This is a genomic window from Pseudomonas sp. 3A(2025) (assembly GCF_054589175.1).
This window is the reverse complement of the sequence record NZ_BAAILM010000113.1, coordinates 437,072-451,442: the sequence shown is the minus strand read 5'-3', so window position 1 is coordinate 451,442 and position 14,371 is coordinate 437,072. Positions and strand designations below refer to the sequence as shown.

9 protein-coding genes are annotated in these 14,371 nt (G+C 61.2%); 4 read left to right on the top strand and 5 right to left on the bottom strand.

The features are described 5' to 3' along the window. Positions 1 to 8 precede the first annotated feature (8 nt). A complete protein-coding gene (locus ACYP2A_RS28675; protein ID WP_459749301.1) occupies positions 9 to 1,454 on the top strand; it encodes an aldehyde dehydrogenase family protein in 1,446 nt (481 codons plus the stop codon). Here the strand turns inward: ACYP2A_RS28675 and ACYP2A_RS28670 are convergent. Further along, positions 1,429 to 2,340 carry a LysR family transcriptional regulator gene (locus ACYP2A_RS28670; protein ID WP_459749300.1) on the bottom strand — a complete coding sequence of 304 codons (912 nt, stop codon included), beginning with the start codon at positions 2,338 to 2,340 and terminating at the stop codon, positions 1,429 to 1,431. The genes ACYP2A_RS28675 and ACYP2A_RS28670 overlap by 26 nt on opposite strands. 100 nt (positions 2,341 to 2,440) lie before the next feature. Between ACYP2A_RS28670 and ACYP2A_RS28665 the strand changes: the two genes are divergently transcribed. The 3 genes from ACYP2A_RS28665 (at position 2,441) to ACYP2A_RS28655 (ending at position 8,311) form a co-directional block, all read left to right on the top strand. Then, positions 2,441 to 5,848: a molybdopterin-dependent oxidoreductase gene (locus ACYP2A_RS28665; RefSeq protein WP_459749299.1), complete on the top strand. Its 3,408-nt coding sequence runs from the start codon at positions 2,441 to 2,443 to the stop codon at positions 5,846 to 5,848. Next, on the top strand, positions 5,848 to 6,795 hold the full coding sequence (gene lhpI, locus ACYP2A_RS28660) for a bifunctional Delta(1)-pyrroline-2-carboxylate/Delta(1)-piperideine-2-carboxylate reductase (protein ID WP_459749298.1): 948 nt from the start codon (positions 5,848 to 5,850) through the stop codon (positions 6,793 to 6,795). Before ACYP2A_RS28665 ends, lhpI begins: the two co-directional genes overlap by 1 nt. 67 nt (positions 6,796 to 6,862) lie before the next feature. Next, positions 6,863 to 8,311, top strand: a complete 1,449-nt coding sequence (locus ACYP2A_RS28655) for a short-chain fatty acid transporter (protein ID WP_459749297.1) — start codon at positions 6,863 to 6,865, stop codon at positions 8,309 to 8,311. 70 nt (positions 8,312 to 8,381) lie between these two features. Here ACYP2A_RS28655 and ACYP2A_RS28650 read toward each other — a convergent pair whose 3' ends face one another. The 4 genes from ACYP2A_RS28650 to ACYP2A_RS28635 all read right to left on the bottom strand — a co-directional run bounded on the left by ACYP2A_RS28650 (position 8,382) and on the right by ACYP2A_RS28635 (position 14,056). Continuing rightward, on the bottom strand, positions 8,382 to 9,632 hold the full coding sequence (locus tag ACYP2A_RS28650) for a ribonucleotide-diphosphate reductase subunit beta (RefSeq protein ID WP_459749296.1): 1,251 nt from the start codon (positions 9,630 to 9,632) through the stop codon (positions 8,382 to 8,384). A 620-nt stretch (positions 9,633 to 10,252) separates the two neighbouring features. Next, positions 10,253 to 10,849 carry a putative adenosine monophosphate-protein transferase Fic gene (locus ACYP2A_RS28645; protein ID WP_459749295.1) on the bottom strand — a complete coding sequence of 199 codons (597 nt, stop codon included), beginning with the start codon at positions 10,847 to 10,849 and terminating at the stop codon, positions 10,253 to 10,255. Continuing rightward, positions 10,849 to 11,019: a YhfG family protein gene (locus tag ACYP2A_RS28640; protein ID WP_459749294.1), complete on the bottom strand. Its 171-nt coding sequence runs from the start codon at positions 11,017 to 11,019 to the stop codon at positions 10,849 to 10,851. The genes ACYP2A_RS28645 and ACYP2A_RS28640 overlap by 1 nt, the downstream gene beginning before the upstream one ends. 121 nt (positions 11,020 to 11,140) lie before the next feature. Beyond that, positions 11,141 to 14,056, bottom strand: coding sequence for a ribonucleoside-diphosphate reductase subunit alpha (locus ACYP2A_RS28635; protein ID WP_459749293.1), 2,916 nt, complete (start codon positions 14,054 to 14,056; stop codon positions 11,141 to 11,143). Positions 14,057 to 14,371: the final 315 nt, after the last annotated feature.

Genomic DNA, 14,371 nt, shown 5'->3' with positions numbered 1-14,371 from the left:
GCGTTACCATGAACACCCCGCACTACATCAACGGCCGCTGGCTGGCAGGCGAGGGCGCTGATGTCCTGACCGTTTACGAGCCCGCGCTGGGCCAGCCCTTCGCTGAACTGATCGCCGCCAGCGGCGCGCAGGTCGACCAGGCCGTGGCCGCTGCCCGCGCCGCGCTGCCCGGCTGGAAAGCGACCCCGGTCGCTGAGCGCGCCGCTGTACTGCGCGGTTTCGCCGAACACCTCAGCCAGCGCCGCGAAGCCTTGATCGCCTTGCAGATGCGTAACAACGGCAAGCCTCGGCACGAAGCCGAAGTCGATCTCGACGATGCCGTGGCGACGTTCAGCTATTACGCCAACCTGATCGAAACCCAAGCCAGCCACCGCGACGTCGAATTGGCCGTGCCTGGCTTCACTTCACGCACGCGCCTGGAGCCGGTGGGCGTGGTCGGCCTGATCGTGCCGTGGAATTTTCCGCTGGTCACCAGCGCCTGGAAACTCGCCCCGGCGCTGGCGGCCGGCTGCACCGTGGTGCTCAAACCCTCGGAAGTCACGCCGCTGATCGAGCAGGCCTACGCTGAAATCGCCGACAGCCTCGGCTTGCCCGCCGGCGTGCTGAATATCGTCAGCGGCAAGGCCGACACGGGTGCTGCGCTGAGCAACCATCCAGGGCTGGACAAGCTGTCGTTCACCGGCAGCAACGGCGTGGGCAGCCAGGTGATGCGCAGCGCGGCAGCGTACTGCCGACCGGTCACCCTGGAGCTGGGCGGCAAATCGGCGTTTATCGTGTTCGATGATTGCGACCCGGATCAGGCCGTGGAATGGATCGTCGGCGGCATCTGCTGGAACGCCGGACAAATGTGCTCGGCCACCTCACGGCTGTTGATTCAGGACGGCATCGCCGACGCACTGATCCCGCGCTTGCAGGCCGCGTTCGAAGCGCTGCGGGTCGGCAATCCGCTGACCGAAGAAGTCGACATGGGACCGCTCACCAGCCAGGCGCAGTGGCACAAGGTGCGCGAGTATTTCGCCATTGCTGAGGCCGAAGGTTTGCACTGCCTGACCGGCGGCGCCGCAGTGGCGCGAGACGGCTGGTTCGTCAGCCCGACGCTGTACCAGGACGTGCCGGCAAGCAGCCGTTTGTGGCATGAAGAAATCTTCGGCCCGGTGCTGTGTACCCGCCGTTTCAGTACGGAACAAGAAGCCATAGACCTGGCCAACGACAGCCGCTTTGGCCTGGTCGCCACCGTGGCCAGCCGCGACATCGCCCGCGCCGAACGCGTGGCCGATGCGCTGGAAGTCGGGCATGTGTGGATCAACTCGATTCAGGCGGTGTTTGTTGAAACGTCGTGGGGCGGGAGCAAGGGCAGCGGGATAGGGCGGGAGCTCGGGCCTTGGGGGCTGGCGGCGTATCAGGCGGTGAAGCATGTGACGCGTTGCCTCACAGGTTCCGATGCGGCGCCTTGAACCATTCCTGCAAAAACGTCTTCAACTCGAAGAATGCTGCCGCCTGCGGGCGGCCTTTGGCCCAGGCCAGGCCGACATCCATAGAGGGAATCGGGTCCATCAGTGGGCGACGAATGATCCGTTGCCCGTCCAGTGACCAAGGGCGGTAGACGAGGTCCGAGAGAATCGCGACGCCGTACCCGCACGCCACCAGATTGCGTACGGCCTCGATCGAGGTGGTGCGAAAGTGCGGGACCAGAGTCAGGTGGTAATTGGACCAGTAAGTCTCGACCGTGCGCACATGCTCGTCCATGTCGAGCAGGATATAAGGTTGCGTAGCAACATCGGCGAGCGTGACACGGTCAGCGTTCATCAAAGGGTGTTCATGGTGTCCCCATAGCTGACGCGGCGAGCGCACCAGCGGTTGGCACATCAGGTTACCCGGCGGCAGGTTGGAGGCCAGCAACATGGCCAGGTCCAGCTCACCACTGTTCAATTGCGCCTCGATCTGTTCGCGGTTCATTTCCACCACGTGCAGTTCCAAGTGCGGGAACTGATGAGTTAGGCTGACCAGCAAGGGGGCAAGCACATAGGCCGAGATGGTTTCGGTGACGCCCAGGCGCAAGGGGCCGCTGACCGGCGAGGGGTGTTCGGTCACCGAGGCCACGGCTTCGCGCAGGGTGGTTTCTATCTGCTGGGCGTGGCGCAGGAAGCGTATGCCGGCCTCTGTAAGGCGCACGCCTGCGGCATGACGGCTGAACAGGGTCGCGCCCACACTTTGTTCAAGTGCCTTGAGCGAGGCGGTCATCGACGATTGAGTCACATGGCATCGCAGCGCCGCTTTTGATACCTGTCCCGTCTCGGCGATAGCAATGAAATGCTGAAGTTGTTTAGTGGATGGCAGCATTGGTTTTTTCGATACCCTGGCAGTCATTCTTTAAATTATCAATGCATTCGAGCCAGTAATACCATCGAGCCATGATGTTTACCCCTCGGCATTGATGTAGATGACTAGCGCCTCGTTCCAGGACAAACCCGGTTATTGCACCCTGTGCCGCTCGCGTTGCGGCACGCTCAATCGTGTGCAAGAGGGCCGGTTGATTTCCGTGCAACCCGACCCGCAACACCCTAACGGCAAGGCCATGTGCCTGAAGGGCAAGGCGGCGCCAGAACTGGTCTACAGTGCCGACCGGATTCTGCAACCCATGCGCCGTACCACGCCCAAACATCATCCCGACCCCGGATGGAAAGTGATTTCCTGGGAGCAGGCCCTGGATGAAGTGGCGCTGCGTCTGGGCCAGGCACGCGATAGCCACGGTGCCGAGTCAGTGGGGTTTGCCGTGACCACGCCCAGCGGTACGCCGCTGTCTGACAGCATCGACTGGATCGAGCGTTTCATCCGCCTGTTTGGCAGCCCCAATACCTGTTATGCCACCGAGATCTGCAACTGGCACAAGGACCATGCCCATGCCTTTACTTTCGGTTGCGGCATGCCCACCGCCGATTACCGCCACGCCGAGCTGATTCTGCTGTGGGGGCATAACCCCAGTAACACCTGGCTGGCTCAGGCCGAAGCCATTGGTGCCGGCGTGCAGGCCGGTGCGCGGATGATCGTCGTCGACCCGCGAGAAACCTCCCTTGCCACCCAGGCCGACAGCTGGCTGCGGGTCAAGCCAGGCGCGGACCTGGCCCTGGCCATGGGGCTGGCCAACCGGTTGATTCAGCGTCATGACTTCGATGAAGCGTTCATTCGCCATTACAGCAACGGACCCTTGTTGGTACGCCAGGACAACGGCTTGCTGCTGCGTGCCGCCGATCTGGGGCTGGAAGGCGATGATGCGTTGATCTGGGTCGCCGGTCGAGCGTGCTGTTCCAGGACCGCGACGCCTGCGCAACTCGATAGCGCTGAGTTGCACGCCAGCGTTGTGCTGCTCGACCAGGCGGGACAGCGTTTGCGTTGTCAGCCGGCCTTTGCCGCCTATGCCCAGGCTTGCGCCGCGTACACGCCTGAGCGAGTCGAGCAATTGGCCTGGATCAGCCCGTCACAACTTGAGCACACCGCTGCCTTGCTGGGGGGCGGCAAGCGTGTGGCCTTTCATGCCTGGTCCGGTGTCGGCCAGCAGGAAAATGCCTCGCAAACCGATCGGGCCATGGCATGCCTGTATGCATTGACCGGCAGTTTCGATCGATGCGGCGGTAACCGGCAGTACAACAAGCCGCCGTTCAATTCAGTCGCCAGTCATGAACTGCTGGCGCCAGAGCAGCGTGCCAAGGCACTGGGTTTGAGCGAGCGCCCGCTGGGGCCGCCGAGCCAGGGCTGGATCACCGCCCGTAGCCTTTACCAGGCGATTGTGTACGAGCAGCCGTATGCCATTCGTACGTTGATGGCGTTCGGCACCAACCTGCTGGTATCGCAGCCGGAAACCCACTTGGGTCGCGAGGCATTGGAAAAACTCGACTTCTATGTGCATTGCGACCTGTTCGAGTCGCCCAGTGCCCGTTACGCCGACCTGCTGTTGCCGATGAACACCCCCTGGGAGCGCGAAGGCCTGCGCATCGGCTTTGAGACCAGCGAGCGAGCCGAGCAGTGGGTGCAACTTCGCCAGCAGATGGTGCCGGCCCAAGGACAATCGCGTTCCGATTGCGAACTGGTGTTTGCGCTGGCCGAGCGCCTGGGGCTGGGCGAACACTTCTTTGGCGGTTCGCTGGAGAAGGGCTGGGACCACATGCTGGCGCCGACCGGCTTGAGCGTCGCGCAACTGCGCAATCAGCCGCAAGGCATTGCCGTACCTGCCGAGAACCGTGAGCGTGCCTTCAGCCAGCGCCCGCGTGGCAGCGCGTTCAATACGCCCAGCGGGCTGGTGGAACTCTACTCGGAACGGCTGTTGCAGCATGGTTATGCGCCGTTGCCGCGCGCCCTCGAAGGGCAGGAAAATCCGGTGCTGGAGGCGGCCTTTCCGTTGCTGCTCAGTTCAGCCAAGAACGGTTATTACTGCCATAGCCAGCACCGCAGCCTGGCTTCGCTACGCAAGAAGGCGCCGCAGCCGGTACTGGAAATATCTCCGCAACTGGCCGGTGAGCGGGGTATCGATAACGGCGACCGGGTGCTCCTCAGTACGCCACAGGGCCAGGCACGTTTCACTGCGCGCATCAGTGCCAACCTGCATCCGGCCGTGGTGCTGGGCGAGCACGGTTGGTGGCAGGCCTGCGAAGTGATGGGGCAGGGTGAACTGCCCATTGGCAATTCGGGCAGCAACTTCAATGCGCTGATCAGCGAGGTGCGTCAGGACCCGATCAGTGGCTCATCGCCGCTGCGCGGAGCACGTTGTCAGGTCATACGCGATCCGCAACAACCCGACCTGTTGCGGCGCTGGGAAGGCTTTCGCACCTTTATCGTCAGCGCTCTCGTGCTTGAGGCGCGCGATGTCATGGGGGTGTATTTCGAGACCGACGACGGTGGTCAGGTGCCTGACTTCCTGCCCGGCCAGCACTTGACCTTGCAAGTGCAGACGTCCGAGGGGCCGCTGTTGCGCTCCTACTCGCTGACCGGTCCGGCCCGACTGGCCGGACGGCGCGGCTACAGCATTGCGGTGCGCCATGCCGTGGGCAAGGACGAGGAGGGCAAGCCGGTGCAAGGGTTGATGTCCAGCTTTGTGCATCAAGGCCTGGCTCTGGGGGATCGGGTCGAACTGCGCATGCCGGCCGGTAACTTCGTCATGCCCACCGAGGGGCGTCGCGCGCTGTTGCTGATTGCCGGTGGCATCGGCATCACGCCGTTCCTCAACTTGCTCGAATCCTTGCCGCCCGATCAGTGCGGCCCGCCGATCGTGCTGCTGTATGGCAATCGCGACGCCGCCACCCACGCCTTCAAGTCACGCATCGAGGCGTTGGCCAAACGCTTGCCACGCGTGCAGGTGATCAATGTTTACAGCGCCCCGCGTCCCGAAGACCGTGAGGGGGTGGACTACCAGTTCAAGGGATGGATGTCTCTGGTCCAGGTGCCCAAGGCCCTGCTCAGGCAGCGCCCCCTGATCTATCAATGCGGTCCGCCGGCGATGATGAAGGCGTTTGGCGAAGCGCTGGATGCCTTGGGTACACCGAGGATGGACGTCCATCAGGAGGCATTTCGCTCGCCGCAGGCGGCCAGCATTTTGCCCGGCCAGGCGTTTGATGTGGTCTTTGCCCGCTCCGGTGTCACCCACACCTGGACGTCGAGCGATGGCCCCCTGCTCAACTTTGCCGAACGCCTGGGCCTGAGCTTGCCCAGCGGCTGTCGCGTGGGCCAGTGCGAGAGCTGTGCCGTGCGTATTACCCAAGGGCATGTCGCGCACCTGCATGGTCAGGCGCCCGACAGCGATGACACCTGCCTGGCATGCCAGGCGATCCCCACCAGTGCATTGACACTGGAAGCTTGATGGAGACCCCTGAAATGCTGATTTTCGACACTGGGCAAACACGCGCTGCGTTGCCTTTCGAGACATTGATTCCGGCGTTGCGTGAGGCGTTTCGTACGCCTGCGCAGGTGCCATTGCGGCACATCCATGATGTCTCGGCACAAGCAGGCAGCCGCGCGACGGTGTTGCTGATGCCTGCCTGGAACACGCACTATTTCGGGCTCAAGACCGTTGCGGTCTATCCGGAAAACGCACAGCGGCAACTGCCGGGCCTGCATTCCACCTACATGTTGTACGACGCGACCAGCGGCGTACCGCTGGCGCTGATCGACGGCAACGAGATTACCTCGCGGCGCACCGCTGCCGCCTCTGCGCTGGCAGCGTCGAGACTGGCGCGTGAAGATGCCCGCAGCCTGCTGGTGGTCGGCGCTGGCCGGGTCGGCAGCTTGCTGGCCGCAGCCTATCGCAGCGTGCGAGCCATCGAGCGCGTCCGGGTCTGGGACATCAATAAGACCCAGGCTCAGGTGCTGTGCGAGCGCTTGCAAGCCGAAGGCTTCGACGCCGAAGTCGCCCCCGACCTGCAAGCGGCCTGTGCCCAGGTAGATATCGTCACCTGCGCCACCTTGTCGACTGCACCGCTGATTCAGCGTGCATGGCTGCGCCCCGGCACGCATCTGGACCTGATCGGCGGTTTCACACCGCAGATGCGCGAGACCGATGACGCGTGCTTCAGCGATACCTGTGTATTCATCGATACCGACGAGGCGCTGCTCAAGGCCGGTGACCTGCTGGAACCCATCAACAGCGGTGTATTCGCCGCCACCCGCGTACTCGCCGATCTGGCAGGCCTGTGCCAGGGCCGTCATCCGGGGCGCAGCGATGCGCAGCAAATCACTGTGTTCAAAGCAGTGGGCACTGCCCTGGAGGACCTCGCCGCGGCGCAGTTGGTGTACTCGAATCACTCATAACAATTAGATCAAGCATCCTTTTCAGTTACTGCCTGTCCAGCCCAACCAACACAAGAGGAAGACAGCTATGCAAGATACTTTGATACGCACTGATACGACTGAGCCCCAGCCCAAGCCGGGTTTCTTCGAGTGGATCGCCGTGAGCGTGTCCAACTGGTCCGAGCGCTGGTTTCCCGATTCCTACATTTTTGCCGTGCTGGCAGTGGTCCTGGTGGCCATCGGTGCACTGGCCGGTGGCGCGTCCATCACCTCGGTGGCCGGCGCCTTCGGCGATGGCTACTGGAGCCTGATCCCGTTCACCATGCAGATGGCGGTGGTGGCTATTTCCGGTTATGTGGTGGCCGTATCACCGCCGGCGTCTGCCTTGATCGAGCGCATGGCCGCCTTGCCCAAAACCGCACGGGGGGCGATCACCTTCATCGCGTTCGTGAGTATGTTCTGCTCGTTGTTCAATTGGGCAATCAGCATGATCTTCAGCAGTCTGCTGGTGCGTGCCATCGCCCGTCGCCAGGCGCTGCGCATGGACTACCGCGCCGCCAGCGCCGCAGCCTATCTGGGCATCGGGGCTACCTGGGCACTGGGCTTGAGTTCAGCCGCCGCGCAGATCCAGGCCAACCCGGCCAGCCTGCCCAAGTCGCTGCTGGACATCACGGGCGTCATTCCCTTTTCCGAGACGATCTTCCTCTGGCAGTCGATGCTGATGGCGGTGATTTTGATGGTGGTCTCGATGCTGGTCGCCTGGGCCAGTGCGCCATCGCCGGAGCGGGCCCGTACCGCGCAGGACATGGGGGTCGATTTGTCGCAGGAAAGCGACGATTTACCGCCTAAACAGCGCCCCGGCGAGTGGCTGGAATACAGTCCGTTGCTGACCTTGCTGGTGGTAGCGCTAGGGGCGGTGTGGGTGTTTCGCGAGTTCTCCACCAAGGATCCGGTGTTCGCGATTTCCAACCTCAACACCTACAACCTGCTGTTCCTGCTGATCGGCATGCTGCTGTGCTGGCGACCCAAGCGTTTCCTGCGGGCGGTGTCACGCTCGGTACCTTCGGTGGCCGGCGTATTGATCCAGTTCCCGTTGTACGGCTCGATTGCCTTCATCCTCACCAAGGCCGCCGGCAGCGATGGTGCCACGCTTTCACATCATATTGCCGCTGCCTTCGTGTCGATTGCCGACAAGGACAATTTCGCTGTGGTCATGGGCATGTACTCGGCGGTATTGGGGTTCATCATTCCATCTGGCGGTGGCAAATGGATCATCGAAGCGCCCTATGTGATGCAGGCAGCCAACGAGCTGCAAATGCACCTGGGCTGGACGGTGCAGGTCTACAACGCCGCCGAGGCGTTGCCGAACCTGATCAACCCGTTCTGGATGCTGCCGCTGTTGGGCGTACTGGGCATCAAGGCCCGCGACATGGTGGGCTTTACGTTCACCCAGTTGCTGGTGCACCTGCCGCTGGTGATGTTCATGCTCTGGGTGTTTTCGTTGACCCTGACGTATACGCCGCCAGTGATGCCCTGACCGGTAAGCGTTGTCCCACAAAAAAGCCAGGTCGCTTGCGCGCCTGGCTTTTTTGTTCATCGCGAGCCGATCAATCCCAGCTCAACGCCCCACCAGTCTGATACTCGATCACGCGGGTCTCGAAGAAGTTCTTCTCCTTCTTGAGGTCCATGATCTCGCTCATCCACGGGAACGGGTTAGTGGTGCCCGGATACTCTTCTTTCAGGCCAATCTGGGTCAGGCGGCGGTTGGCGATGAACTTGAGGTAGTCCTCCATCATCGCCGCGTTCATGCCCAGTACGCCGCGCGGCATGGTGTCGCGGGCGTATTCGATTTCAAGCTGGGTGCCTTGCAGGATCATCTGCGTGGCTTCTTCTTTCATCTCGGCATCCCACAGGTGCGGGTTTTCGATCTTGATCTGGTTGATCACGTCGATGCCGAAGTTCAGGTGCATGGACTCGTCGCGCAGGATGTACTGGAACTGCTCGGCAACGCCGGTCATCTTGTTGCGGCGACCCATCGACAGGATCTGGGTAAAGCCGCAATAGAAGAAGATGCCTTCGAGTACGCAGTAGTAGGCGATCAGGTTGCGCAGCAGTTCCTTGTCGGTCTCGACGGTGCCTGTCTTGAATTCCGGGTCGGAGATCGAACGGGTGTACTTCAGGCCCCAGGCTGCCTTTTTGGCGACCGATGGAATCTCGTGGTACATGTTGAAGATCTCGCCTTCATCCATGGCCAGCGATTCGATGCAGTACTGGTAGGCGTGGGTGTGGATCGCCTCTTCGAACGCCTGGCGCAGGATGTACTGGCGGCATTCCGGGTTAGTGATCAGGCGGTACACGGCCAGCACCAGGTTGTTGGCAACCAGCGAGTCGGCGGTCGAGAAGAAGCCCAGATTACGCAGGACGATGCGGCGCTCGTCGTCGGTCAGGCCTTCGGGGTCTTTCCACAGGGCGATGTCGGCGGTCATGTTGACCTCTTGCGGCATCCAGTGGTTGGCGCAGCCGTCGAGGTACTTCTGCCAGGCCCAGTCGTACTTGAAGGGCACGAGCTGGTTGAGGTCGGCGCGGCAGTTGATCATGCGCTTCTCGTCGACCGCAACGCGGGCCGAGGCGCCTTCGAGTTCAGCCAGGCCTTCAGCGACATCCAGAGCGTCCAGGGCTTGCTTGGCGCGGACCAGTGCGGCCGAGTCGGCGGCGGTGACAGCGCGCGCTTCCTTGGCTGCAGCACCACCGGCGCTGTCGAGGCGGTCCATGGCCGCTTCATGGGCCTGGGTGGCCTGGTTGGGTTTGGCGGCGATGACATCGCCGTCGTCCTTGTCGAATTCGTCCCAGCTCAGCATGGGTTACATCTCCTGCGAGAGGGTCACCTTGAGGATGACCAATGGATTTTGAAGTATGCGTTGCCAGCGTTGCGATGCTGCGGCTGGCAACGGAAAAGTAATCTCGGGTGTTCTAAGGTGCTGGATCCGGGAGACTGTGCGTGTGGTCCGGGACGCTACGACGCTGACAGCGGCAGGCGAACCTGAGATTCGAATCCGTGCTGGATTCCGATGAGCCGGCCTTGCGTACGCCATTGGTCATATGAGTACCCCCGGATCGAGGGCGCGGATTATACAGAATATTGCGCCGCGCTGCCTTAAACCGTTCAGAAAATCAGTCTGAGAAAGTGGCTGTCTTTCGAGTGTCTACAGGGTGATTTTTCCCGTCGGGGAAAACACTTGTGGTGACATGGAAAGGGTCCATATTGTGTTTCTTTTTGATGCTGGGCACAACATATAGTTTCATGACGATGTACTCACTGCCTGTGCATTGGCAGGATTCTGACCATCAAAAGAGAGTGAGGTTCTGACCCTGATCAGGGTTTCAGGCCTTGAGTTGGCTGCGGTAAGCGGTGATTCGCGATTAGCCATTACGTCTGCATACGGACATTTACCGATTGTGTTGCAAACGACGAATGGCGCTATCGGAGAGGTTGACCTATGCACCGTTCAAACACGGCACACATGGCGCGGTAGTCGCACACCACTGCATCGATATTGGCCTGTATCCACTGATTCATTTCGATTCCCCACCAGTCGATTTCATAGCCTGCATTGACGATGAGGTGTTCAAACAGAATGCGCTGGGATCTGCCGTTACCTTCACGAAACGGGTGCACCATGTTGAGGTCGCCAAACAGCTCTGCACTGGCGCTTATCAGTACTGGGCGACTCATGCCTTCGAACCAGTTGGCGCGTGCCAGAGCATCGAACAGTTTATTGGCCTCGGGTTCGATGCGCGATACGGTACAAAAGTGTGTCGTTGATTTGGAAATGTCGACTGTGCGTAACTCTCCGGCCCAGTCGTACAGGTCTGAAAACAGTCGTTTGTGGAGACTTTTCAGATAGGCAAGATTGTACGGTGGAAGGGCAAAGTCGATAGCGTCGGCAGCCAGCTCTGACAGCGCGCGCTCGGCTTGTGCCAGCGTTGAATCGTCTTTGATACCAAGGCTATTACGCAGCACTTGGGTGCCTGGATAGCAGTAAGGGTCTTGACCGGTACCATATTTATCAAGCATCAGGCTTTGTTGGCGCGGTAGGTTTTAAGCAGTTGCTCGCGAGTAGGGCGTGCTCGTTCTACATCGGATGGGCTGCTGTCAAAACCTTCAAGACGCAGGCTGGCGGCGTAATTGGATTTTCGGGTCTTGGCGCAGTAGGCCTTTTTGGTTTCCAGGGAGGGCGTGGACATGAGGCGGCCTCGGCTGTGACAAAGGTGCAAGTGTAGCCAAAAATACATATGTCAGGGCACAAAAAAGCCCCGCCTGCTTCAAAAGAAGCAGGCGGGGCTTGTGGTATCGCTCAGTCAAACCTTATTGGCAGGCTTCGCAATCCGGCTCGTCAATGGCACACGCTTTCGGCACTGGAGCAGGACCGGCTGGCGCTGCTTCGCTTGGGCGTGGGGCGGCGATGGACGAGTCGTCCGGGCCGTGGCCACCGCTGGATACGGCGTTGAGCTTGCCGGTGTTGATGGTCGACTTCTCGGTGCTGGTCGCGGCCAGGGCACGGAGGTAGTAAGTGGTTTTCAGACCACGGTACCAGGCCATGCGGTAGGTCACGTCCAGCTTCTTGCCCGAAGCGCCGGCGATGTACAGGTTCAGCGACTGGGCCTGGTCGATCCATTTCTGGCGACGGCTGGCCGCGTCGACGATCCAGCGGGCGTCCACTTCGAAGGCGGTGGCGTACAGCTCTTTCAGTTCTTGCGGGATGCGCTCGATCTGCTGCACCGAACCGTCGTAGTACTTGAGGTCGTTGATCATGACCGAGTCCCACAGGTCGCGGGCCTTGAGGTCGCGAACCAGGTACGGGTTGATCACGGTGAATTCGCCCGACAGGTTCGATTTCACGTACAGGTTCTGGTAGGTCGGTTCGATCGACTGCGACACGCCGGTGATGTTGGCGATGGTGGCGGTCGGTGCGATGGCCATGATATTGGAGTTACGAATGCCTTTCTGTACACGGGCACGAACCGGTGCCCAGTCGAGGCTTTCTTTGAGGTCGACATCGATGTACTTCTGGCCACGTGCTTCGATCAGCAGTTGTTGCGAATCCAGCGGCAGGATGCCTTTGGACCACAGCGAACCCTGGAACGTCTCGTAGGCGCCGCGCTCGTCGGCCAGGTCGCAGGAGGCCTGGATGGCGTAGTAGCTGACCGCTTCCATCGAGGCGTCGGCGAACTGCACGGCCGCGTCGGAACCGTAAGGAATGTGCTGCAGGTACAGGGCGTCCTGGAAGCCCATGATGCCCAGGCCGACCGGACGGTGACGCAGGTTGGAGTTGCGTGCCTGCGGTACCGAGTAGTAGTTGATGTCGATCACGTTGTCGAGCATGCGCACGGCGACATCGATGGTGCGCTTGAGCTTGGCGGTGTCCAGCTTGCCGTCGACGATGTGGTTCGGCAGGTTGATCGAGCCCAGGTTGCAGACCGCGATCTCATCCTTGTTGGTGTTCAGGGTGATCTCGGTGCACAGGTTCGAGCTGTGGACCACGCCGACGTGCTGCTGCGGGCTGCGCAGGTTGCACGGGTCCTTGAAGGTCAGCCATGGGTGGCCGGTTTCGAACAGCATCGAGAGCATCTTGCGCCACAGATCCTTGGCCTGGATGGTCTTGAACAGCTTGATCTTGCCTGGGTACTGGCTCAGGGCTTCGTAGTACTCGTAACGCTCTTCGAAGGCCTTGCCGGTCAGGTCGTGCAGGTCTGGCACTTCCGATGGCGAGAACAGGGTCCACGGGCCGTCGTCGAAGACGCGCTTCATGAACAGGTCGGGAATCCAGTTGGCGGTGTTCATGTCGTGGGTACGACGACGGTCATCACCGGTGTTCTTGCGCAGCTCGATGAACTCTTCGATGTCCATGTGCCAGGTTTCCAGGTAGGCACAGACAGCGCCCTTGCGCTTGCCGCCCTGGTTGACCGCCACGGCGGTGTCGTTGACCACTTTGAGGAACGGCACGACGCCCTGGGATTTGCCGTTGGTGCCCTTGATGTAAGAGCCCAGCGCGCGCACTGGCGTCCAGTCGTTGCCCAGGCCACCGGCGAATTTGGACAACATGGCGTTGTCGTGGATCGCGTGGTAAATGCCCGACAGGTCGTCCGGCACGGTGGTCAGGTAGCAGCTCGACAGCTGTGGACGCAGGGTACCGGCGTTGAACAGGGTCGGGGTCGACGACATGTAGTCGAACGACGACAGCAGGTTGTAGAACGCGATGGCGCGGTCTTCACGCTGCTTCTCTTCGATGGCAAGGCCCATGGCCACGCGCATGAAGAAGATCTGCGGCAGTTCGAAACGTACGCCGTCCTTGTGGATGAAGTAACGGTCGTAAAGGGTCTGCAGGCCCAGGTAGGTGAACTGCTGGTCACGCTCGTGGTTGATGGCCTTGCCGAGTTTTTCCAGGTCGAACCTGGCAAGCTCGGGGTCGAGCAGCTCGTTTTCGATACCGGTGGCGATGTAGGCAGGCAGGGCCTTGGCGTACAGGTCGACCATCTCGTGGTGGGTGGCGCTCTCGGCCACGTCCAGGAAGCTCAGGGCTTCGGCACGCAGGGTGTCCATCAGCAGGCGGGCGGTGACGTACGAGTAGTTCGGCTCGCGCTCGACCAGGGTACGGGCGGTCATCACCAGGGCGGTGTTGACGTCCTTGATGGCCACGCCGTCGTAGAGGTTTTTCAGCGTTTCGTTCTGGATCAGGTGCGAGTCGACTTCGGCCAGGCCTTCGCAGGCTTCGGTGACGATGGTGTTCAGGCGCGCCATGTCCAGCGGCTCGAGGCTGCCGTCGGGGCGGGTGATGCGGATCGACGGGTGCGGCTTGACGGCGGCTTCGCTGCCGGCGCGACCGGCACGCTCTTTGGCGCGCGAATCACGGTAGATGACGTAGTCGCGGGCAACTTTCTGCTCGCCGGCACGCATCAGGGCGAGTTCGACCTGGTCCTGGATTTCTTCGATGTGGATGGTGCCGCCCGAAGGCATGCGCCGCTTGAAGGTCGCGGTGACCTGTTCGGTCAGGCGGGCAACGGTGTCATGAATGCGCGACGAAGCGGCGGCGGTACCGCCTTCAACTGCGAGGAACGCCTTGGTGATGGCGACGGTGATCTTGTCGTCGGTGTACGGGACGACAGTGCCGTTACGCTTGATGACACGCAATTGACCGGGTGCGGTCGCGCTCAGGTCCTGTTGGGCCTGGCTCGCGTGCGGCGCGCTGGCCGGCTGATTCTCGCGAGTTGTGTCTGTCTGCATGGGGGTCTCCACAGTTCTTTGAGTATGTTCGGGCATGACTGCCCACCGTGCCGGCGGTTACCGGCTTGAGGAGGGGTGGGCGCCGCTCCCCGGCTTGAAAATCAAAGGCACCGGGTGAGCGCCCGGTGCCTGGAAATCTTTTGAAGAGTGCCGGCTGGTTATTGCAGAACATGCGTAGTGGTGGTTCTGCGACCTTTGACCTTGCGCGTGAGCGATTGGTCTGTGAAACCGGTGGTAAGTTCAACCTCGCAGGCGTGATAAAAAGGCTTGAAATATGGCCTGGAGTTGTGATCGGGATTTTTGGCGCAAACCCTA

What these genes read in the sequence shown, in the direction of transcription:
- ACYP2A_RS28675 (WP_459749301.1), top strand. Translation starts at nt 9, where the DNA reads ATGAACACCCCGCACTACATCAACGGCCGCTGGCTGGCAGGCGAGGGC.
- ACYP2A_RS28670 (WP_459749300.1), bottom strand. Translation starts at nt 2,340, where the DNA reads ATGCTGCCATCCACTAAACAACTTCAGCATTTCATTGCTATCGCCGAG.
- ACYP2A_RS28665 (WP_459749299.1), top strand. Translation starts at nt 2,441, where the DNA reads ATGACTAGCGCCTCGTTCCAGGACAAACCCGGTTATTGCACCCTGTGC.
- lhpI (WP_459749298.1), top strand. Translation starts at nt 5,848, where the DNA reads ATGGAGACCCCTGAAATGCTGATTTTCGACACTGGGCAAACACGCGCT.
- ACYP2A_RS28655 (WP_459749297.1), top strand. Translation starts at nt 6,863, where the DNA reads ATGCAAGATACTTTGATACGCACTGATACGACTGAGCCCCAGCCCAAG.
- ACYP2A_RS28650 (WP_459749296.1), bottom strand. Translation starts at nt 9,632, where the DNA reads ATGCTGAGCTGGGACGAATTCGACAAGGACGACGGCGATGTCATCGCC.
- ACYP2A_RS28645 (WP_459749295.1), bottom strand. Translation starts at nt 10,849, where the DNA reads ATGCTTGATAAATATGGTACCGGTCAAGACCCTTACTGCTATCCAGGC.
- ACYP2A_RS28640 (WP_459749294.1), bottom strand. Translation starts at nt 11,019, where the DNA reads ATGTCCACGCCCTCCCTGGAAACCAAAAAGGCCTACTGCGCCAAGACC.
- ACYP2A_RS28635 (WP_459749293.1), bottom strand. Translation starts at nt 14,056, where the DNA reads ATGCAGACAGACACAACTCGCGAGAATCAGCCGGCCAGCGCGCCGCAC.